This window comes from Luteimonas sp. RIT-PG2_3 (assembly GCF_054902115.1).
Map to the genome: position 1 here is coordinate 140,470 of NZ_JBUBPF010000009.1, position 20,677 is coordinate 161,146.

A 20,677-nucleotide genomic window follows, 5' to 3' on the forward strand; every position below is an offset into this window, starting at 1 on the left:
CTGGAATGATCAGATCTTGAAGTCGTCGAATGCAATGCGGTCTTCGGCGATGCCGAGCCGTTGCAGCAACGCCCGCGTCGCCGACAACATCGCAGGCGGTCCGCAGAGATAGAAATCGCAGGTTTCCAGGGCTGGATGGCTGCGCAGCAGCAGATCGTGCGCGACCTCATGGACGAATCCCTGCAAGCCGGCGTCGCTGCCCGGATCCTCGGACAGCACGGGATGCCAGGAGAAGTTGGGGTGCATGCGTGCCAGCGATGCCATCTCGGTGGCATAGGGAACTTCACGGTTGCTGCGGGCGCCGTACCAGAAGTGCATCCGCTCCTGCGCGCCGGATGCCAGGCAGTCGTGGATCATCGCGCGCAGGGGCGCCATGCCGGCACCACCGCCGATGAAGATCTTCTCGCGTCCGCCGGGCCGGATCGAAAAATCACCGAACGGTCCGCTGAAGCGCACGCGATCGCCGGGTTGCAGTGAGTACAGATAGGTCGAGCCCCTGCCGATGACGACTTGTCCGCAATCCTTGCGTCCGGGCTGGAAGCGGGCGAGCAGGGAGAGGCGACCATTGGCGGCGGGAAACGCGAGCGAATAGGCACGACGGACCGGTTCGAGGTTGGCCATGGGCTCGGGCAGGGCGAGTTCGCGCCAGGCTTCGCGATGGTCGTCGGGGTAATGAAGTTGTTCTTTCCCCAGCGAGTACGCGGGGACGCCGATCTGGATGTACGCACCCGCGCGATATTCCGGACCCGTCGCTGCTCCCGTCTTCAGTACGATCTCGCGCAGGAACGGCGTGACCGCATGGACGCTTTCGACTTCCGCGTCGAGCTCGCGGCACAGTGCCGCGCCGTCGGCGACTTCCACGTCGATATCCCGATCGAGCGCCAGGCCGCAGGCCAGTCGATAGCCTTGCGCCAGCTTGGCCGCGGGCAGGTGGCTGCGGTCGGCGCTGGTCGGCGCGGGCGCATCTTCGCGGATGCGGATCTCGCACAGCCCGCAGCTTTCGCCGCCGCCGCAGTTGGAGGGCAACTGCAGGCCATTGCGGGCGAGTGCCAGGTACACGGTGTCGCCGCGCGCGGCCTGCAAAGAACGCAGGAGGGTGCCATCGGTGGTCAGGACCGTCAGTTGCCGCTTGCGCTGCCAGCGTCGGGGGATGAACTCCGCCACATGGAAGCTGGAGATCAGCAGCCAGCTCCCGGTCAGTGCCAGCCACAGTCCACTCATGCCGGCGAGCATCAGGATGGGATTGTTGTAATCCTCGCGCCCGCTGTAATCCATGATGTGGAGCATCCACAGGATGTCGTACAGCCTCCACGTGCTGTTGCGATGTTCGAGGATCTGCCCGGTCTGCGCGGACACGTAGACGGAGGTGTCCTCGTCATCGGCGAAGTCCACCCGCCATGCCGGTGTCGCGTGGTCGCGGGTTTCCAGGCTGTGTTCCAGGCGCACCGGTGGCTGTTGCCGGCCTTCGCCGATGTAGCTCGCGCGCGCTGCCGTCGCGGCAAACGCGGCATCGATGTCGATGCGCCCGCCGTCGGCGGCATCAACCACCCATCGCGCCTGGCCATCGGACAGCTCGTAGACGGGCCGGTCGAGCAGCCAGCGCGCATGGGCGCCGACGATCCGGGTGCGCGCGCCATCCAGCACGGTGTCGATCGGCAACACGTCCGTCGGCCAGGCCCGGGGGGTGGCGGCCTGGCTGCGATGCCGGCTGCCGTTCAGTGCATCGCCATCGAGCAGGCCCATCAACAATCCGCTGGCGAGCCAGAGAATGAACTGCAGGCCGATCAACAGGCCAAGCCATTTGTGGATCTTCCGCATCCAGGGCGTCATGCGGCGGTCTTCCTGCGGAAGCTGTAGAACAGCAGCCAGATGCCGCTGAAGCAGAAGAGCAGGGCGACCACGCTGGCGACACGCAGCAGGTTGTTGCTGGCATCGGCGCGATCGCGGTAGTCCATGATGTGGAGCATCCACATCGTGTCGAACCAGCGCCAGACGGCATGGCGGTGCGCAAGCAACTCGCCGGTCGGCGACAGGTAGAGCGTGGTGGCGTCATCATCGCGATAGGTGACCGACCACATCGGTGCGGGTTCGCGGCTGACTTCGCGTGGGGCAGTGTCCAGCCATGCGATCTCGGCGGGCGGCGCATCTCCCTTGTACAGCGAGGTCGCGATCGCGCGGACGTCCGCTTCGTCCAGCGGTTCGATCGTGCCGCCCGTGCGGGCATCGACAAGCACGCTGCCCGCCTGCCGTTCGATCTGGAAGACCGGCCTGCCCATCAGGCCGGTCAACTGGTAGGACGTCATGCCCGGGAAGCGTTGCGACAGCGCGGCGGCATCGAGCAGGCCCGAGGCCGCGTTGAGTTCGGGCTCGACCGGGGTGTTCAGTCGCGCTTCGGTGATCGGCGCCAGCGAGACGATCGCCATGAAGGTGCCGCTGGCCATCCACAGCAAGGCTTGCACGCCGATGACCAGCCCGATCCATTTGTGCGTCCTGCGTGCCCAGAAGGCAGGTTTCATTGTCTGTTCCCGGATGGAGAAAGTGCCGATGCACTCGATTCGCATCCGAGAGATTAGAGGTCTGGCGGGATAATGGAATAAGTGGAAGCACTGGATGCAGATAGCGATAAATGACTAATCGCATTGATCGAGATCCATTCGCAAAAAAGCCCATAAAACGTGCTGTTTTCCTTCAACAAGAGGTGCGTTGGTTTATCAGTTTAATAATTGTTCGCATTCGCAGATGGCGGAGATTAATTATCTCGGCGACGGGTGCTTGTTTTTGCATCGATGCATGCATGCGGTGGCCGTCCGCGCAACGCTTTGACGGAATCCGTCGCGAGGGGCATCGCGCGGGCGACGGGCGAGGTCCGTGCGACGGAGGCGTCTTGCTGTTCCCCGGATCGTGCGCGGGTCGAATGCGGCCAACAGCCGGAAACGACAAAGGCCACGCGAGGTGGCCTTTGTCGTTCACACATCGATGTATGGTGGAGGTGGGGGGAATTGAACCCCCGTCCGAAGGCACTCCATCCCCGGTACTACATGCTTAGTTCACCGTTGGATCTCGTCCCGCAGCAGCACGGTGTACAAAGCGCACCGCAGGACCAGCCTGTTTTGGTTAAGCCGTGACTGACAGGCAGCCATCACAGCCGGTTCCGTGATAATGACCCTACATCCACGAGCACGGGCACAAGTGGGTTCGGGGCTTACGCCTTAAGCGGCGAGAGCGTAGTTGTCGTCGTTGGCAACTAGAGTTTTGCTACTGGATTAACGAGGAAAGTCGCCCCCTCGGCATGCACCAGGTAATTTCGCAACCCCCGTCGAAGCCAGTGCACCCCCGGGAGCGTTCATTACGCTGTGCAGGCAGTATAGGGGCGTGTGGCGGGGACGCAAGGGCGGCACCCGCGCCGCATCGCGGGCCGGGGCGTGGCATTCATCCGCGATTCGGGCCGGTCTTGCCGGTATGCTGGCAGCATGGCTTTTCCATCGCCCTCCGCCGTCGACGAGTCGGAAGCCGGCCGCCACGGGCTGCGCCGCGGCTATCTGCTCGCGGTGGTCGTGCTGATCGGCTCGCTGCTGATGGTGTTCCTGTACGCGCGCAGCGCCGGCGACCGCGAGCGGCAACTGGCCGAGACCGAGGTGGACGCCGAGTCGGCGCGGATGGCGTCCCTGGTCGAGCAACGTCTGCTGCACTATGAACTCGCATTACGTGGCGGGGTGTCGTTGTTCGCGTCGGTCAGTCGGCCGACCGACCGGCAATGGCGGGGCTATGTCGAGGGCCTGGACATCCCCGGCCAGTTCCCGGGATTGATGGGGCTTGGGTATGCGCCCTATCTGCGGGGCGGCGAGCTCGAGGTATTGCAGTTGGCGATGCGCGACGCCGGCCAGGGCCTGTTCGAGATCCGTCCGCAGGGCGCGCGCGAATTCTATGGCCCGGTGGTGTACCTGGAGCCGCGCACGCTGCCCAACACGCAGGCGATCGGTTACGACATGTTCTCCGAGCCGGTGCGGCGGGTCGCGATGACCGGCGCGCGCGATACCGGGAAGATCATGCTCACCGCGCCGGTGCAGCTGCTGCAACAGCCGGCTGCGCCCGGCGAGTACGGCCTGCTGCTGTACGCCCCGATCTACGGCGGCGGGATCTCGCCGTCCAATCCGCTGGCGCGCCGCGCTGCGATGGCCGGTTGGGTGTATGCGCCGTTCAGCGCGCGCGCCTTCGTGCTCAGTGCGCTGGAAGGATTCAGTCATCGCGGCGATATCCGCATCGTCGACATCACCGACGAGCAAGCGCATGTGATCTACACGGACCCCGGTTTCGCGGGCCGGGCCGATACCAGGGCCGCGGCCGGCAACGGTGCCGACGGAGCCGAGGGCGGGATGGGAGGATTGGATCCGCAGATGATCAGCAGCCGCAGCATCGAGAAGGAGGTCTACGGCCGCCGATGGCGGTTCGATTTCCAGGCGCCGATCACGCCGGCCAGCGGCGGCATGAGCGAGCGCGAACTGATCTTCGTTTCCGGAGGGCTGGCATCGTTGCTGCTGTTCGCGGTGGTGCTGGCGCTGGCGTACACGCAGTCCAACGCCGAGCGCCTGGCGGCGCGGATGAGCGCCTCCTATCGCCGCAGCGAACAACGTTTCCGCAATGCCATGTTGTACGCAGCGGCGGGACATGCCCTGCTCGACGCCGAGGGTGGCATCGTCGAGGCCAATCCGGCGCTGGCGGGCATCCTGGGCAGTTCCATGGCAGCGCTGGCGGGGACCCGTTTCGAGGGGTACTTTCTCGACGATGCGGTGCCGGGGATCACCGCTCCGGCAGCGGGATCGCCGGGCCATGGCATCGCGCATCAGCGCGGCGACAGCGAGGCGGTGATCCGCGTGACCCGTTTGCTGCGTCGTTCCGATGGCGACATCCGTCATGTCGAGCTGGTGTATTCGCCGCTGCCCGGCGAGCTCGACAGCGACGTGACGCAACTGGTGCAGGTGGAGGATGTCACCGAGCGCCATCGCGCGCAGGCGCAGGTGCAGGCCTTGAACCGCACGCTGGAGGCGCGGGTCGCGCAGCGCACCCGCGAGTTGACGCATGCCAACCATGAGCTCGAGTCGTTCGCCTACAGCGTCTCGCACGACCTGCGCGCTCCGCTGCGTTCGATCGACGGCTTCTGCCGGTTGCTGGCCGATCGCTACCAGTCCGGCATCGATGAGCAGGGCAGGGGATTCCTGGCGCGCGTGCGCGCGGCCGCGAACCGGATGGATGGGCTGATCGATTCCCTGCTGAAGATGTCGCGGATCTCGCGCGGCGAGTTCAAGCGGGTCGATCTGGACCTCAGCACGATGGCCACGGACATCGTCGCGGAACTGCGGCAGTCGACGCCGCAGCGCGAGGTCGAGGTGGTCATCGAGCCGGGGCTGCACGCATCGGGCGACCAGGCCCTGATCCGCAACCTGCTGCAGAACCTGCTGGAGAACGCCTGGAAGTTCACCGACAGGACGCCTGCCGCGCGCATCGAATTCCTGCGCGAGTCGGGTGTGACAGCAGACGCTGGCGGGCCTTCGCAGCCTCAGGTGCCGGCCGGGCAGTGCATGTTCCTGATCCGCGACAATGGCGCCGGATTCAGCCAGGAGTATGCGAGCAAGCTGTTCCGGCCGTTCCAGCGCCTGCATGGCGACGACGAGTACCAGGGGCACGGGATCGGCCTGGCGACGGTCAAGCGCATCGTCGAGCGCCACGGGGGCACGATCAGTGCGGTCGGCGTGACCGATGGCGGCGCGGTGTTCCGCTTCAGCCTGTCGCATGACGACCTGCCCGCGGCCTGAGTCCACGGGATCGCAAGGCCCAGCGCGCCGGTGAAGCGGCGCGCGTGGCGTGCATCCTGCAATGGCCGGTGGGTCAGGCGCTCTTGTTGTGGTGGCGCATGACCCGCTGCTTGTCGCGCGCCCAGTCGCGTTCCTTGGCGGAGTCGCGCTTGTCGTGGCTCTGCTTGCCCTTGGCGAGCGCGAGTTCAGCCTTGACCTTGTTGCCCTTCCAGTACATCGCGGTCGGGACCACGGTGTAACCATCGCGCTGGATGCGCCCGATCAGCTTGTCGATCTCGGCCCGGTGCAGCAGCAGCTTGCGGGTGCGCTTGGCGTCGGCGACGACGTGGGTCGAGGCCGAAATCAGCGGCGTGATCTGCGCGCCGGTCAGGAAAATCTCCCCATTGCGGACCATCGCGTAGCTTTCGCCGATCTGCGCGCGGCCTGCCCGGATCGCCTTGAGCTCCCAGCCCTCCAGCGCCAGACCGGCCTCGAAACGCTCCTCGAGGTGATAGTCGTGGCGCGCACGCTTGTTCAGGGCGATGGTCTTGTCGCCGTTTGCCTTATCCTTGCCGGTCTTCTTGCTCATCCACCCATTGTCCCCGAAGCCGGGGCGCCAAGCGAGTCATGCCCAAGATCGAACGCAGTGCCCTGGTCGAACATTCAGCGAACCGCATGTTTTCGCTGGTCAACGACATCGCCGCCTACCCGGAACGCTTCGACTGGTGCGATGCCGCGCAAGTGCTCGAATCCAGCGAGGAGCGGGTGGTGGCCCGGCTGGACCTCGGAATCGGCGCGCTGCGGACCTGGTTCACGACCGAAAACACGCTGTCGCGGCCGCACCACATCGACATGCAACTGCGGGACGGGCCGTTCAAGCGCCTGGACGGGCGCTGGCAGTTCCATGCGCTGGACGAATGCGCCTGCAAGGTCACGCTGACGCTGGACTTCGAGCCCAACAGCCGGCTGCTGCTGCCCGCGCTGACCCTGGGCTTCAGGACGCTGGCCGACCGCATGGTCGACGATTTCGTCCGGGTGGCGGACCGGCTGGAAGCCTGACATGCGCGTGCAGGTGGTCAGGGCGCTGGTGGATGCGGTCGACAGCATCGACCTCGAGCTGCCGGACCAGGCGCTGGTCGCCGATGCGCTGGCCGCTTCGGGGCTGCAGGATCCGGCGATCGCCGGCTATGCGGTGTATGGCGAGCGGGTGTCGCTGGAGACGCCGCTGCGCGACGGCGACCGGCTGGAGCTGCTGCGCCCACTGGTGATCGACCCCAAGGAGGCCCGGCGCCGGCGCGCGCTCGACCAGCGCGAGGGGCGCTCCGGGCAGAAGGACGGACAACAAAAAAGGCCGCGCTGAATGCACGGCCTTCCGGGGCGGATCTGTCGATGGTGTCCTGCTGCGGCAGGCGCGGCATCTGCCTCGATCAGCGGCGACGGCCCTTTTCCTTGGGCAGGTTGCCGAACTTGCGCATCCGCTCCGACAGTTCCAGGTCCTGCTCGGGGAAGTAGTCGCCTTCCCACTTGGTCAGCGCGTCGTTTTCGAACCACAGCGTCAGGTTCTTGATCTCGACCTGGCCGCGGCGGTTGATCCGCTGCGTCGAGGTGTAATCCCAGCGCTGGTGGTGGAATGGATCGGCGATCGACGGCGAGCCCAGCAGGGTCAGCACCTGCTGCTTGGGCATGCCGGCCTGCAACTGGTCGACCGCCGTCTTTTCGATCAGGTTGCCCTGGTAGATCGGCTGCTTGTACAGCAGCCCGCAGCCGGACGTGGCGAGCGCAACGGACAACACGATGAGGTATTTGGTCATGGACAACGCAGGGTGACGGGTATCCACCTGATGATACACTCCCTCCGGCTGCCGCAACCGGTCGTTGATGGGATTCGGGCGGCTGGCGCTAAACCGCCCGTAAACGACAAGCGCCAAAGGCATGTGACCCTGATCGTGTCTGGCATCAACGGAGTTCGTGATGGAATCGCTGGACCTGCGCAAGGCTGGATTGAAAGTCACCCATCCCCGGATGCGGATCCTGGAGTTGCTCGAGCAGCGTACCCCGCGCCAGCACATGACCGCCGAGGACATCTACCGGCAGTTGCTGGACCAGGGCGATGAAATCGGCCTGGCCACGGTGTACCGCGTGCTGACCCAGTTCGAAGCCGCGGGCCTGGTGCTCAAGCACAATTTCGAAGGCGGGCATGCGGTCTATGAGCTCGACCGCGGCGGCCATCACGACCATATGGTCGATGTCGATAGCGGCAAGATCATCGAGTTCGAAAGCGCCGAGATCGAAGCCCTGCAGCGCGAGATCGCCGACAAGCACGGCTACATCCTCGAAGAGCACTCGCTGGTGCTCTACGTGCGCAAGAAGCGCTGAGGCGCCTCGTTCCGGGCCTGTGTTGGTGTGGGCGTTTGACCGTCTGAGCGTTTGACCGTTATTCACCCGGGGGAGATGCCCCGGGTTCGACCTCGCGCCGCCTAGTCGACCTCGGTCAACAGCCGCTTGGCGGCCGCGCGCGCTTCCTTGCCGATATCGACGCCGCCGAGCATCCGCGCCAGTTCCTCGACGCGTTCTCCGGTCGTGAGCACCTGTACCGCGCTCTGGGTCATGCCTTCGGCCTGCGCCTTGCTAACCCGGTAATGGGCGTGGCCCTGCGCGGCGACCTGCGGCAGATGGGTCACGCACAGCACCTGGCACTGCCTGCCCAGCGCCCGCAGCTTCTGGCCGACGATCTGCGCGACCGCGCCGCCGATGCCGGAGTCGACTTCGTCGAACACCATGGTCTGGACCGTGTCCATGCCCAGCGCCGCGACTTCGATCGCCAGCGAGATGCGCGACAGTTCGCCGCCGGACGCGACCTTGCGCAAGGCGCGCGGTGGCTGCCCGGCATTGGCCGACACCAGGAACTCGACGCGCTCGGCCCCTTGCGGGTCGGGGCGATCACCCTCGTTGGCCTCGAAGGCCACTTCGAAACGGCCGCCGCCGAGCCCGAGCTCGCCGATCAGTACCGAAGTCGCCTTCGACAGTGCGGCGCCGGCGGCGGTGCGCGACGCCGTGAGGCGGTCGGCCGCGGCCCGCCACAGCTCGCGGGCCTTGGCGATGTCCTTGTCCAGGCTTTGCAGGCGGACGCCGGCATCGGCCAGGGCCTCGAGTTCGGCCTGGAACCGGGTCTGGCTCTCCGCCAGTTCATCGACGCCGACGCGGTGCTTGCGAGCCAGTTCATGCAGGCGGCCGAGGCGGGCTTCGAGTTCGTCGAACTGCGAGGGGTCGAGTTCGAGGTCGTCGCGGACCCGTTGCAGCAGCAGCAGGGCTTCGTCGACCTGGATCAGGGCAGCGTCCAGCATCGCGTCGACATCGGCCAGGCGGCTGTCGTGCTGCTGTTCGCGTGCCAGCTCGCCGCGCACCTGCTGTAACTGGCGCGACATCGAGGGACCGTCTTCGCCGCCAAGGCTGGCCAGGGCGCCGTCGCAGGCCGCGATCAGGCCGGCGGCATGCGCATGCCGGCGATGCGTCGCGATGGTGTCGGTGATCGACTGCGGTCGCAGGTCTTCGCGGGCCAGTTCGGCCAGTTGATGCTTCAGCCAGTCGATGCGTTCAGAGACGTCGCCGGTCCGCGACAGGGTGTCGCGTTCGCGCAGCAGGGCGTTCCACTGCCGGGCGGCGGCCACAACCGCTTCGAGCAAGGGCGCATGCCGGGCGAAGGCGTCGAGCAGGCCCAACTGGCTGCCGCGCGCCATCAAGGCCTGGTGCTCGTGCTGGCCGTGGATCTCGACCAGCAGGCCGGCAAGTTCCGACAGTTGCGACAGCGTCGCCGGGCGACCGTTGATCCAGGCCCGCGAGCCGCCATCGGCGCGCAGCGTCCGGCGCAGCGCGCAGGCCAGGCCGTCATCGAACTCGGCCTCTGCCAGCCAGGCCTGGACGGCCGGGGTGTCGTCGATCGCGAATTCGGCATGCAGTTCGGCGCGCTCGGCACCGTGGCGGACCATCCCGCTATCGGCACGCAGGCCGGACAGGAAGCCCAGGGCGTCGACCAGCAGGGATTTGCCGGCACCGGTCTCGCCCGAGATGACCGTCATGCCGGGGCCGAACTCCAGTTCGGCGGCACGGACGACGGCGAAATCGTGGATGGTCAGTCGTTTCAGCATGGGGGCGCATTGTAGAGGCTTCCGGCGCAGTTGCTGAGACGCTGGCGCCGGAATCTCCAAGGGCCGGCGGGCGGGTATCTGAGGGCCCGACCGGTCTCGCACCGCGCTTGTTGCGCCGCGCAGGCGATCAGGCTATCTATCATCCGGATGATCCAGCCCCCGGCCGACCTTGACCTCGATCCCCGTGCACGCCAGCTGCTGCGCACGCTGATCGCCCGGCATATCCGCGATGGCGGCCCGGTGGGATCGCAGACGCTGGCGCGGCATGCCGGCCTGGATGTCAGTCCGGCCACGATCCGCAGCATCCTGTCCGATCTTGAGGACAGCGGCCTGCTGTCGACGCCGCATACCTCGGCCGGGCGCATTCCGACCGCCCAGGGCTATCGGGTGTTCGTCGATTCCCTGTTGCAGGTGCAGCCCTTGCCCGATGGCGAGTTGAACCGGCTGCGCAGCGAGCTGCCGGGCGGCAGCGGCACGCAGTCGCTGATCGGCAGCGCCTCCGAGCTGGTGTCGGCGATGACCCATTTCGTTGGCGTGGTGTCGGTGCCGCGGCGCGAGCAGTTCGCGTTCCGTCATATCGACTTCGTCGCACTGGACCCGCAGCGGGTCATGGCGATCCTGGTATTTGCCGACAACGACGTGCAGAACCGGATCATCCAGACCCGTCGCAGTTATGACGCCGGCGAGCTCGAACGCATCGCCAACTACCTCAACCAGCATTTCGCCGGCCGGCCGCTGGCCGACATCCGCGTCAGCCTGGTGCAGGAACTGCGCAATGCCCGCAACGAAATGGAGCAGTTGCTGTCGCGGACCGTCGAGCTGGCCGAGCAGGCGCTGGCGCCCAACGACGACGACATGCTGGTAGCCGGGCAGACCAAGCTGATCGGCGTGCAGGACCTCAGCGACCTCGACCGCCTGCGCGACCTGTTCGAAGCGTTCTCGCGCAAGCGTGAGATCCTGCAGTTGCTGGAGCGGACCATCAGTGCGCCCGGGGTCCGCATCTTCATTGGCGAGGAGACCGGGCTGGCCCCGCTGGAAGGGGTATCCCTGGTCACTGCGCCGTATTCGGCCGGTGGACGGGTGCTCGGCGTGCTCGGCGTCATCGGGCCGACCCGGATGGCCTACGAGCGCGTGATCCCGGTCGTGCAGGCCACGGCCGATGCGCTGGGGGCGGCGCTCGGTCCGCCGAACTGACCGAGTCAACTGGCCTGGCGAACCAGTCTGATCGACCGGCCGGAGCAACCGACCTGATCCGCTGATCTGCGAACCGGTGTCGCAAGCCGTCCGGTGCCGGCGCCAGCCGGGCAGGGCGCGCGCGCGTCCCGGTCGCGACGATGGCCGCTGTAGGCACGGATCGGGGCGCGATCGTGCCGGTTGCGGCCCTGCTTCGACGCCACGCCTGTCACGCGATTGACTTGAATCCTCTGCGGACGGCCCCATAGCTGGCGGATCGGCGGCTCCGCGACCGCCTGCAACCCGACAGGACATGAACACAGAATCCATCCAGGAAGGCGCGGCTGCGCCGGAAGACACCTACCAGGAAAGCGGCGACACGCATTCCCAGATCGAGGCCCTGAAGGCGGAACTGGAGCAGGTCAAGGCGCAGTCGTTGATCGAGCGCGCCGACCTCGAGAACCAGCGCAAGCGCATGGAACGCGACGTGCGCACAGCCCGCCTGTTTGCCAACAAGCAATTGCTGGGCGACCTGCTGCCGGTCTTCGACGGTCTTGAAGCCGCGCTGGCCGCGATCAAGGACGAAGGCCCGCTGCGCGATGGCGTGTTGCTGACGCTGCGCGAACTGACCCGGATCTCGTCGAACAACGGCCTGATCGAAGTCGCGCCCAAGCGTGGCGAGGCCTTCAATCCCGAGCATCACCAGGCGATGAGCGCGATCGAGACCGAGGCGGTGGCCCCGGGCCAGGTCTTCGACACCTTCCAGAAGGGTTACCTGCTCAACGAGCAGTTGCTGCGTCCGGCGCTGGTCGCCGTCGCCAAGCACGACTGACCCGGTCCCGACCGGCCCGCATCCGGCAACGCCGGTGGCGCCGGTCAGGCCACGAGGCTGCAGACGCTTGAACCGTCCGCAGCCGACCCCAGATACCGAACATCGGCGGCATCGGCCGCCCCACAGACAAGATTCAGAGGGAATTCCGCAATGGCAAAGATCATCGGCATCGACCTGGGCACGACCAACTCGTGCGTGGCGATCATGGACGGCGGCAAGGCCAAGGTCATCGAGAACAGCGAGGGCGACCGCACCACGCCTTCGATCGTCGCCTACACCAAGGACGGCGAAGTCCTGGTCGGCGCATCGGCCAAGCGCCAGGCCGTCACCAACCCCAAGAACACCTTCTTCGCCGTCAAGCGCCTGATCGGCCGCAAGTTCACCGACGCCGAAGTCAAGAAGGACCTCGACCTGGTGCCGTACGGCATCAGCGCGCACGACAATGGCGATGCCTGGGTCGAGACCAGCGATGGCCGCAAGCTGTCGCCGCAGGAAGTCTCCGCGCGCATCCTCGAGAAGATGAAGAAGACCGCCGAGGACTACCTCGGCGAGAAGGTCACCGAGGCGGTCATCACCGTGCCGGCGTACTTCAACGACAGCCAGCGCCAGGCGACCAAGGACGCCGGCAAGATCGCCGGCCTGGACGTCAAGCGCATCATCAACGAGCCGACCGCGGCCGCGCTGGCCTATGGCCTGGACAAGGATGGTGGCGACCGCAAGATCGTCGTCTATGACCTGGGCGGCGGCACCTTCGACGTCTCGGTCATCGAGATTGCCGAAGTCGACGGCGAGAAGCAGTTCGAAGTGCTGGCCACCAACGGCGACACCTTCCTGGGCGGCGAAGACTTCGACGCACGCGTCATCGATTACCTGGTCGAGGAGTTCCTCAAGGACCAGGGCATCGACCTGCGCAAGGATCCGCTGGCCCTACAGCGCCTGAAGGACGCCGCCGAGCGCGCGAAGATCGAGCTGTCGTCGTCGCAGCAGACCGAGGTCAACCTGCCGTACGTGACCGCCGACGCATCCGGTCCGAAGCACCTGAACATCAAGCTGACCCGCGCCAAGCTCGAGGCCCTGGTCGAGGACCTGGTCAAGAAGACCATCGATCCCTGCCGCACCGCCCTCAATGACGCCGGCCTGCGTGCCAGCGACATCAGCGAGGTGATCCTGGTCGGCGGCCAGACCCGCATGCCCAAGGTGCAGGCCGCGGTGGCTGAGTTCTTCGGCAAGGAACCGCGCAAGGACGTCAACCCCGACGAGGCGGTCGCCGTCGGCGCCGCGGTGCAGGGCGGCGTGCTGGCCGGCGACGTCAAGGACGTGCTCCTGCTCGACGTGACCCCGCTGAGCCTGGGCATCGAGACCCTGGGCGGCGTGTTCACCAAGATCATCGAGAAGAACACCACGGTGCCGACCAAGGCCTCGCAGACGTTCTCGACTGCCGAGGACAACCAGTCCGCGGTGACCGTGCACGTGCTGCAGGGCGAGCGCGAGCAGGCCCGCTTCAACAAGTCGCTTGCCCGCTTCGACCTGTCGGGCATCGATGCCGCGCCGCGCGGCATGCCGCAGGTGGAAGTGTCCTTCGATATCGACGCCAACGGCATCGTCCACGTGACCGCCAAGGACAAGAAGACCAACAAGGAACAGAAGGTCGAGATCAAGGCCGGCTCGGGTCTGTCGGACGACGAGATCCAGCGGATGGTCGCCGATGCCGAAGCGCATCGCGAGGAAGACAAGAAATTCCATGAGCTGGTCGGCGCGCGCAACCAGGCCGATGCGCTGGTGCACGGGACCCGTACCGCGATCAAGGACAACGGCGACAAGGTGCCCGGCGACGTGATCGGCCGCGTGGAAGCGGCGATCGCCGATGTCGAGACCGCGATGAAGGGTGACGACAAGGCCCAGATCGAAGCCAAGTCGAAGGCGCTGGAAGAAGCCGCGCAGGCGCTGTTCGCAGCGGCGGCCCAGCAGCCGGGCGAGGGTGCCCCGGCCGAAGGTAACGCGGCTCCGCAGAACGACGACGTCGTGGATGCCGAGTTCACCGAGGTCAAGGACGACGACAAGAAGCAGTGAATCGGGAATAGGGGATCGGACATCGGAGGGGCGCAGCTTCGCTTCGCTGCTCCGGTCTGTCCGGTTCCCGTTTCCGGATCCGAAAAGGCGCGGCCGTGCCGGCGCGCAGGCTTTGACGATTCCCCATTTCCGATTCCTGATTCCGGGCCCCATGAGCAAACGTGACTATTACGAAGTACTGGGCGTGGCCCGCAACGCCAGCGAGGAAGAGCTGAAAAAGGCTTACCGTCGCTGCGCGATGAAGCATCACCCTGACCGCAACCCCGGCGACAAGGATGCCGAGGCTGCGTTCAAGGAATGCAAGGAGGCCTACGAGGTCCTGGCCGACGGCGGCAAGCGCCGCATGTACGACCAGCACGGCCATGCGGCGTTCGAGCACGGCATGGGCGGCGGTAACGCCGGCCCGGGCGGCTTCGGCGGCGCCGACATGGGCGACATCTTCGGCGACATCTTCGGCAACATCTTCGGTGGTGGAGGTGGCGGCCGCGCCGGCCCGCGTCGCGGTGCGGACGTCGGCTATGCGCTCGAGCTGGATCTCGAGGAAGCGGTCTCCGGCGTCGAGAAGCGCATCGAGATCCCGACGCTGGCCGAATGCGAACCCTGCAACGGCACCGGCTCCGAGGATGGCAAGCTGGAGACCTGCGACACCTGCCAGGGCAGGGGCCAGGTGCGCTTCCAGCGTGGCATCTTCTCGATGCAGCAGCCATGCCCGAATTGCCACGGCCGCGGCCAGAGCTTCAAGAGCCCGTGCCCGTCGTGCAAGGGCGCCGGCCGCATCGAGGAAGAGAAGGTGCTGTCGGTCAAGATTCCCGCCGGCGTGGATACCGGCGACCGCATCCGCCTGACCGGTGAGGGCGAGGCCGGGCCGGCCGGCGCGCCGCCGGGCGACCTGTACGTGGAAGTGCGCGTGCGTCCGCATGCGATCTTCGAGCGCGACGGCGACGACCTGCATTGCGAGGTGCCGATCCGCATCTCGCAGGCGGCCCTCGGCGACAGCGTGCGCGTGCCGACCCTGGGTGGCGAGGTCGAGATCCGCGTGCCTGCGGAAACTCAGACAGGCAAGGTGTTCCGCATGCGCGACAAGGGCGTCAAGTCCGTGCGCAGCCGCAGCACCGGCGACCTGTACTGCAAGGTTGTCGTCGAAACTCCGGTGAACCTGACTCCGGACCAGCGCGAATTGCTGGAGAAGTTCGAGTCGACGTTCTCCGGCGAGAACGCGCGCCGGCATTCGCCGCGCTCGAGCACTTTCATCGATGGCGTCAAGGGCTTCTGGGACCGGATGGTGTCGTCCTGACAGGGGCGGCATCCGGGAGCGGCCTGTCGAGTCGGCCAGGCGCATCAGGCTTGTCGAGCAGGCTTCATAGAGCAGGCTTGTCGATTCGATGCCCGCCCGCTAGCCTGACGCGATGAATCCATCGCCCGTCAGACTGTTGATCCATGGTGCGTCCGGCCGTATGGGCCAGGCGCTGTTGCGACTGGCCGCGGAGCGCAGCGACTGCACCATCGTTGCCGCGGTGTCGCGCAAGGTCGGGCAGCGTGTCGTCGACGGCGTGCCGCAGTTCGCGGTTTCCGAGTTGGCCGGCGTGCCGGCGTTCGATGTCGCCATCGATTTCAGCCTGCCCGAAGCCTTCGACCCGATCCGCGACCTGTGCCTTCAGCGCGCGGCCGCCTTCGTGTCCGGTACCACCGGATTGAGCGACGCCCAGCGCGTCGGCCTGGCCGACGCTGCGGCGCGCATTCCATTGCTGTGGGCCGCCAACTACAGCCTCGGCGTGGCGATCCTGAACGAGCTGGTCGAGCGGGCCGCCGCCGCCCTCGAAGGCTGGGATTGCGACATCGTCGAGGCCCACCACACCCGCAAGCTCGATGCGCCCTCCGGGACCGCCCTGGCCTTGGGCGAGTCCGCCCGCGCCGGCGGCGCCGAGGCCCGCTACGCCAGCCTGCGGGCCGGCGACATCGTCGGCGAGCACCTGGTCCAGTTCACCACCGCCGGCGAGCGCATCGAGCTGATCCATCGCGCCACCAACCGCGACATTTTCGCCCGCGGCGCCCTGCATGCCGCCGTCCGGCTGGCCGCCCGGCCCCCCGGCCAGTACCGCCTGCGCGACCTGCTGTAGACCCGCCTGCGGCGGGTCGCATGCAAATCCGCGTCATTTCCTCTGGCGCGGCAGGGGTCGCATCGGTACAATTCCCGCTCGCCTGATACCTCACGCCTCCGGACCGGTCCTGACCGCTCCGGTGGTTTCTTGCAACCTCACGTAGGCGAACGTTGGTGACCCATACCGCAATTCTGGCCCTCGAAGACGGCACCGTATTCGAAGGGCGCTCCGTCGGCGCGGACGGCCTGTCCGTTGGCGAAGTCGTTTTCAACACCGCAATGACCGGCTACCAGGAAGTCCTGACGGACCCGTCCTATGCCCGCCAGATCGTCACGCTGACGTATCCGCACATCGGCAACACCGGCATCACCGAACAGGACGACGAAGCCAGCCAGCCCTGGGCGGCCGGCCTGATCGTGCGCGACGTTCCGCGCCGTCCGAGCAGCTGGCGCAACCAGGTGGCCCTGCCGGAGTGGCTGAAGTCGCGTGGCATCGTCGCGATCTCCGACATCGACACCCGCAAGCTGACCCGGATGCTGCGCGACCGCGGCGCCCAGAACGGCACGCTGATGGCCGGCGCGGACATCGATGTCGACCAGGCGATCGAAGCGGCACGCAAGTTCAGCGGCCTCAAGGGCCTGGACCTGGCCAAGGAAGTCAGCACCCGCACGTCCTACCACTGGACCGAGGGCAGCCTGGACCTGGACAGCGGCGTGTTCGAGAACGGCGCGCGCAAGTGGAAGGTCGTGGCCTACGATTTCGGCGTGAAGCGCAACATCCTGCGCATGCTCGCCGAGCGTGGCTGCGACGTGACCGTAGTGCCCGCGCAGATGCCGGCCGCCGAGGTCCTGGCGCTGCAGCCTGACGGCGTGTTCCTGTCCAACGGTCCGGGCGATCCCGAACCCTGCGACTACGCGATCGCCGCGATCCGCGTCTTCATCGAGCGCCGCATCCCGCTGTTCGGCATCTGTCTGGGCCACCAGTTGCTGGGCCTGGCCGCGGGTGCGAAGACGCTGAAGATGAAGTTCGGCCACCACGGCGCCAACCACCCGGTGCAGGACATCGACAGCGGTCGCGTGATGATCACGTCGCAGAACCACGGTTTCGCGATCGACGAAGCCACGCTGCCCGCCAATGCCCGCGTCACCCACCGCTCGTTGTTCGACGGCAGCAACCAGGGCATCGAACTGATCGATGCGCCGGCCTACAGCTTCCAGGGGCACCCCGAGGCCTCCCCGGGCCCGCGCGATGTCGCCCCGTTGTTCGACCGTTTTGTCGCGCTGATGCAGAACCAGCAAGCCGAGAACCGCCCCCATGCCTAAGCGCACCGACCTTAAAACCATCCTCATCATCGGCGCTGGGCCGATCGTCATCGGCCAGGCCTGCGAGTTCGACTACTCCGGCGCCCAGGCCTGCAAGGCCCTGCGCGACGAGGGCTATCGCGTGGTGCTGGTCAACAGCAATCCCGCGACGATCATGACCGACCCGGAGATGGCCGACGCCGTCTACATCGAACCGATCAACTGGCAGACGGTCGAGAAGATCATCGCCAAGGAAAAGCCCGACGCACTGCTGCCGACGATGGGTGGCCAGACCGCGCTGAACTGCGCGCTGGACCTGGCCGACAACGGCGTGCTGGAGAAGTACAACGTCGAGCTGATCGGCGCCAAGCGCGATGCGATCCGCATGGCCGAGGACCGCGAGCTGTTCCGCGTCGCCATGGGTGAGATCGGCCTCGAATGCCCCAAGGCCGAAGTCGCGCATTCGCTGGAAGAAGCGCTCGACATCCAGACCCGCGTCGGCTACCCGACGATCATCCGCCCGAGCTTCACGCTGGGCGGCAGCGGCGGCGGCATCGCCTACAACCGCGAAGAACTGGTCGACATCGTCGGCCGCGGCCTCGAGTTGTCGCCGACCAGCGAAGTGCTGGTCGAGGAGTCGGTGCTGGGCTGGAAGGAATTCGAGATGGAAGTGGTCCGCGACACTGCGGACAACTGCATCATCGTCTGCTCGATCGAGAACCTCGATCCGATGGGCGTGCACACCGGCGATTCGATCACCGTCGCGCCGGCGCAGACCCTGACCGACAAGGAATACCAGCGCCTGCGCGACGCCTCGATCGCCGTGCTGCGCAAGATCGGCGTCGATACCGGTGGTTCCAACGTGCAGTTCGGCATCAATGCCGATACCGGTCGCGTGGTCGTCATCGAGATGAACCCGCGCGTGTCGCGTTCGTCCGCGCTGGCCTCCAAGGCCACCGGCTTCCCGATCGCCAAGGTCGCGGCCAAGCTGGCCGTGGGCTACACGCTGGACGAACTCAAGAACGAGATCACCGGCGGCCTGACCCCGGCATCGTTCGAGCCGGCGATCGACTACGTGGTCACCAAGATCCCGCGCTTCGCGTTCGAGAAGTTCCCGCAGGCCGATGCCCGCCTGACCACGCAGATGAAGTCGGTCGGCGAAGTCATGGCGATCGGCCGCACGTTCCAGGAATCGATGCAGAAGGCCCTGCGCGGGCTGGAGACCGGCAAGGTCGGCTTCGACCCGACCGGCCTGGACCTGGCCAGCGAAGCCGACATGACCACGCTGCGCCGCGAGCTGAAGGAGCCGGGCCCGGAGCGCCTGTTCCACCTGGCCGATGCGTTCCGCGCCGGCATGAGCGTCGAGGAAGTGTTCGCGCTGTCGTTCGTCGACCCGTGGTTCCTCGACCAGATCGAAGAACTCGTCTCGATGGAGAACGACGTCGCGGCCGCCGGTCTGGACGCCATCGACGGTCCACGCCTGCGCGCGCTCAAGCGCAAGGGATTCTCCGACGTGCGCCTGGCGCAGTTGCTGGAGACCGACGAGCAGGCCGTGCGCGCGCTGCGCAAGGCCTTCGGCGTGCGCCCGGTCTACAAGCGCGTGGACTCCTGCGCTGCTGAATTCTCGACCACGACGGCCTACCTGTACTCGACCTACGAGGACGAGTGCGAGGCCCAGCCGAGCAACCGCGACAAGATCATCGTGCTCGGCGGCGGTCCCAACCGCATCGGCCAGGGTATCGAGTTCGACTACTGCTGCGTGCATGCGGCCCTGGCGCTGCGCGAGGACGGGTACGAGACCATCATGGTCAACTGCAACCCGGAGACCGTGTCGACCGATTACGACACCTCCGACCGCCTGTACTTCGAGCCGCTGACGCTGGAAGACGTGCTGGAGATCGTCGATCTCGAGAAGCCCAAGGGCGTGATCGTGCAGTACGGCGGCCAGACCCCGCTGAAGCTGGCGCGCGCGCTGGAAGCCAATGGCGTGCCGATCATCGGCACCTCGCCCGATTCGATCGACCTGGCCGAGGACCGCGAGCGCTTCCAGAAGCTGGTCGACGACCTGGGCCTGAAGCAGCCGCCGAACCGCACCGCGCGCAACCCTGAGGAAGCGCTGGTGCTGGCGCGCGAGATCGGCTATCCGCTGGTCGTGCGCCCGAGCTACGTGCTCGGCGGGCGCGCGATGGAAGTGGTGCATGCCGACTCCGATCTCGCGCGCTACATGCGCGTCGCGGTCAAGGTGTCCAATGATTCGCCGGTGCTGCTGGACCGCTTCCTGGACAACGCCGTCGAAGTCGACGTCGACGTCATCGCCGATAAGGACGGCAACGTGCTGATCGGCGGCGTCATGGAGCACATCGAGGAAGCGGGCGTGCATTCGGGCGACTCCTCGTGCTCGCTGCCGCCGTACTCGCTGGATGCCGCGACCCAGGCCGCCCTGCGCGAGCAGGTCGTCGCGCTGGCCAAGGCGCTCAACGTCGTCGGCCTGATGAACACCCAGTTCGCGGTGCAGCCCAACGAAGACGGCAGCTCCACGATCTACCTGCTGGAAGTGAATCCGCGTGCGTCGCGCACGGTGCCGTTCGTGTCCAAGGCCACCGGCATGCCGCTGGCCAAGATCGCCGCACGCTGCATGGCCGGCAAGACGCTGGCCGAGCAGGGCGCGACCGAAGAGATCGTGCCGGACTACTTCTCGGTCAAGGAAGCGATCTTCCCGTTCGCCAAGTTCCAGGGCGTGGATCCGATCCTTGGGCCGGAGATGCGCTCGACGGGCGAGGTCATGGGCGTGGGCCGCAACTTCGGCGCCGCGTTTGCGCGAGCGCAGGAAGCGGCCGGCATCAAGGCACCGCCGGCCGGGGGCAAGGCCTTCGTCTCGGTGCGCGATCCGGACAAGCAGCGCGTGCTGTCGGTCGCCCAGGACCTGGTCGCCCGCGGCTATGCGATCGTCGCCACCAGCGGCACCGCCAAGTGGCTGGGCGAGCACGGCATCGACTGCACGCTGATCAACAAGGTCACCGATGGCCGTCCGCACGTGGTCGACCTGATCAAGAACGGCGAGATCTCGTACATCGTCAACACCACCGAGGGCCGCCAGGCGATCTCGGATTCGTTCTCGATCCGGCGGGAGGCCCTGCAGCACCGGGTGACCTATTCCACGACCATTGCCGGCGCCAAGGCCTTGCTGCATTCTCTGGAGTATCGCGGCACCGGTCCGGTGCTGTCGTTGAAGGAGCTGCATCGGGAACTGCACAAGCAGGCCTGATCG

At 66.7% G+C, this 20,677-nt stretch carries 16 protein-coding genes and 1 other RNA gene; 11 read left to right on the forward strand and 6 right to left on the reverse strand.

Annotated elements, in window-relative coordinates; genetic code table 11:
* Positions 1-9 precede the first annotated feature (9 nt).
* The 3 genes from ACYX7E_RS14415 to ssrA all read right to left on the reverse strand — a co-directional run bounded on the left by ACYX7E_RS14415 (position 10) and on the right by ssrA (position 3,335).
* Positions 10-1,830 carry a 2Fe-2S iron-sulfur cluster-binding protein gene (locus ACYX7E_RS14415; protein ID WP_462081276.1) on the reverse strand — a complete coding sequence of 607 codons (1,821 nt, stop codon included), beginning with the start codon at positions 1,828-1,830 and terminating at the stop codon, positions 10-12.
* A complete protein-coding gene (locus ACYX7E_RS14420) occupies positions 1,827-2,516 on the reverse strand; it encodes a PepSY domain-containing protein (protein ID WP_462081277.1) in 690 nt (229 codons plus the stop codon). The genes ACYX7E_RS14415 and ACYX7E_RS14420 overlap by 4 nt, the downstream gene beginning before the upstream one ends.
* A gap of 465 nt (positions 2,517-2,981) precedes the next feature.
* Positions 2,982-3,335, reverse strand: a transfer-messenger RNA (tmRNA) gene (ssrA, locus tag ACYX7E_RS14425).
* Positions 3,336-3,470: 135 nt separating this feature from the next.
* Between ssrA and ACYX7E_RS14430 the strand changes: the two genes are divergently transcribed.
* Positions 3,471-5,810: a CHASE domain-containing protein gene (locus ACYX7E_RS14430; protein WP_462081278.1), complete on the forward strand. Its 2,340-nt coding sequence runs from the start codon at positions 3,471-3,473 to the stop codon at positions 5,808-5,810.
* Between the two features lie 73 nt (positions 5,811-5,883).
* On the opposite strand, the gene smpB is transcribed toward ACYX7E_RS14430, so the two are convergent.
* Entirely contained in the window at positions 5,884-6,378 is a 495-nt protein-coding gene (gene smpB, locus ACYX7E_RS14435) for an SsrA-binding protein SmpB (RefSeq protein WP_462081279.1), read from the reverse strand.
* A 38-nt stretch (positions 6,379-6,416) separates the two neighbouring features.
* Here smpB and ACYX7E_RS14440 point away from each other — a divergent pair, with 38 nt between their 5' ends.
* Positions 6,417-6,848 carry a type II toxin-antitoxin system RatA family toxin gene (locus tag ACYX7E_RS14440; RefSeq protein ID WP_462081280.1) on the forward strand — a complete coding sequence of 144 codons (432 nt, stop codon included), beginning with the start codon at positions 6,417-6,419 and terminating at the stop codon, positions 6,846-6,848.
* A gap of 1 nt (position 6,849) precedes the next feature.
* Positions 6,850-7,149, forward strand: a complete 300-nt coding sequence (locus ACYX7E_RS14445) for an RnfH family protein (RefSeq protein WP_462081281.1) — start codon at positions 6,850-6,852, stop codon at positions 7,147-7,149.
* Positions 7,150-7,216: 67 nt separating this feature from the next.
* Here ACYX7E_RS14445 and ACYX7E_RS14450 read toward each other — a convergent pair whose 3' ends face one another.
* Entirely contained in the window at positions 7,217-7,600 is a 384-nt protein-coding gene (locus tag ACYX7E_RS14450) for an outer membrane protein assembly factor BamE (protein WP_462081282.1), read from the reverse strand.
* Between the two features lie 160 nt (positions 7,601-7,760).
* Here ACYX7E_RS14450 and fur point away from each other — a divergent pair, with 160 nt between their 5' ends.
* Positions 7,761-8,165 carry a ferric iron uptake transcriptional regulator gene (gene fur / locus ACYX7E_RS14455; protein WP_462081283.1) on the forward strand — a complete coding sequence of 135 codons (405 nt, stop codon included), beginning with the start codon at positions 7,761-7,763 and terminating at the stop codon, positions 8,163-8,165.
* A gap of 101 nt (positions 8,166-8,266) precedes the next feature.
* Here the strand turns inward: fur and recN are convergent, their stop codons facing one another.
* Complete coding sequence (gene recN / locus ACYX7E_RS14460) at positions 8,267-9,934, reverse strand: DNA repair protein RecN (protein WP_462081284.1); 1,668 nt, start codon at positions 9,932-9,934, stop codon at positions 8,267-8,269.
* Positions 9,935-10,081: 147 nt separating this feature from the next.
* Here recN and hrcA point away from each other — a divergent pair, with 147 nt between their 5' ends.
* From hrcA to carB, 7 genes are all read left to right on the forward strand, one after another.
* Positions 10,082-11,128 carry a heat-inducible transcriptional repressor HrcA gene (gene hrcA, locus ACYX7E_RS14465; protein ID WP_462081285.1) on the forward strand — a complete coding sequence of 349 codons (1,047 nt, stop codon included), beginning with the start codon at positions 10,082-10,084 and terminating at the stop codon, positions 11,126-11,128.
* A gap of 292 nt (positions 11,129-11,420) precedes the next feature.
* Positions 11,421-11,939: a nucleotide exchange factor GrpE gene (gene grpE / locus ACYX7E_RS14470; RefSeq protein ID WP_462081286.1), complete on the forward strand. Its 519-nt coding sequence runs from the start codon at positions 11,421-11,423 to the stop codon at positions 11,937-11,939.
* A 150-nt stretch (positions 11,940-12,089) separates the two neighbouring features.
* Positions 12,090-14,009: a molecular chaperone DnaK gene (dnaK, locus tag ACYX7E_RS14475; protein ID WP_462081287.1), complete on the forward strand. Its 1,920-nt coding sequence runs from the start codon at positions 12,090-12,092 to the stop codon at positions 14,007-14,009.
* Between the two features lie 151 nt (positions 14,010-14,160).
* Positions 14,161-15,303: a molecular chaperone DnaJ gene (dnaJ, locus tag ACYX7E_RS14480; RefSeq protein ID WP_462081288.1), complete on the forward strand. Its 1,143-nt coding sequence runs from the start codon at positions 14,161-14,163 to the stop codon at positions 15,301-15,303.
* Between the two features lie 112 nt (positions 15,304-15,415).
* Complete coding sequence (dapB, locus tag ACYX7E_RS14485; RefSeq protein ID WP_462081289.1) at positions 15,416-16,126, forward strand: 4-hydroxy-tetrahydrodipicolinate reductase; 711 nt, start codon at positions 15,416-15,418, stop codon at positions 16,124-16,126.
* 155 nt (positions 16,127-16,281) lie between these two features.
* Entirely contained in the window at positions 16,282-17,430 is a 1,149-nt protein-coding gene (gene carA / locus ACYX7E_RS14490) for a glutamine-hydrolyzing carbamoyl-phosphate synthase small subunit (RefSeq protein WP_462081290.1), read from the forward strand.
* Complete coding sequence (carB, locus tag ACYX7E_RS14495) at positions 17,423-20,674, forward strand: carbamoyl-phosphate synthase large subunit (protein WP_462081291.1); 3,252 nt, start codon at positions 17,423-17,425, stop codon at positions 20,672-20,674. Before carA ends, carB begins: the two co-directional genes overlap by 8 nt.
* The last annotated feature ends 3 nt before the right edge of the window (positions 20,675-20,677 follow it).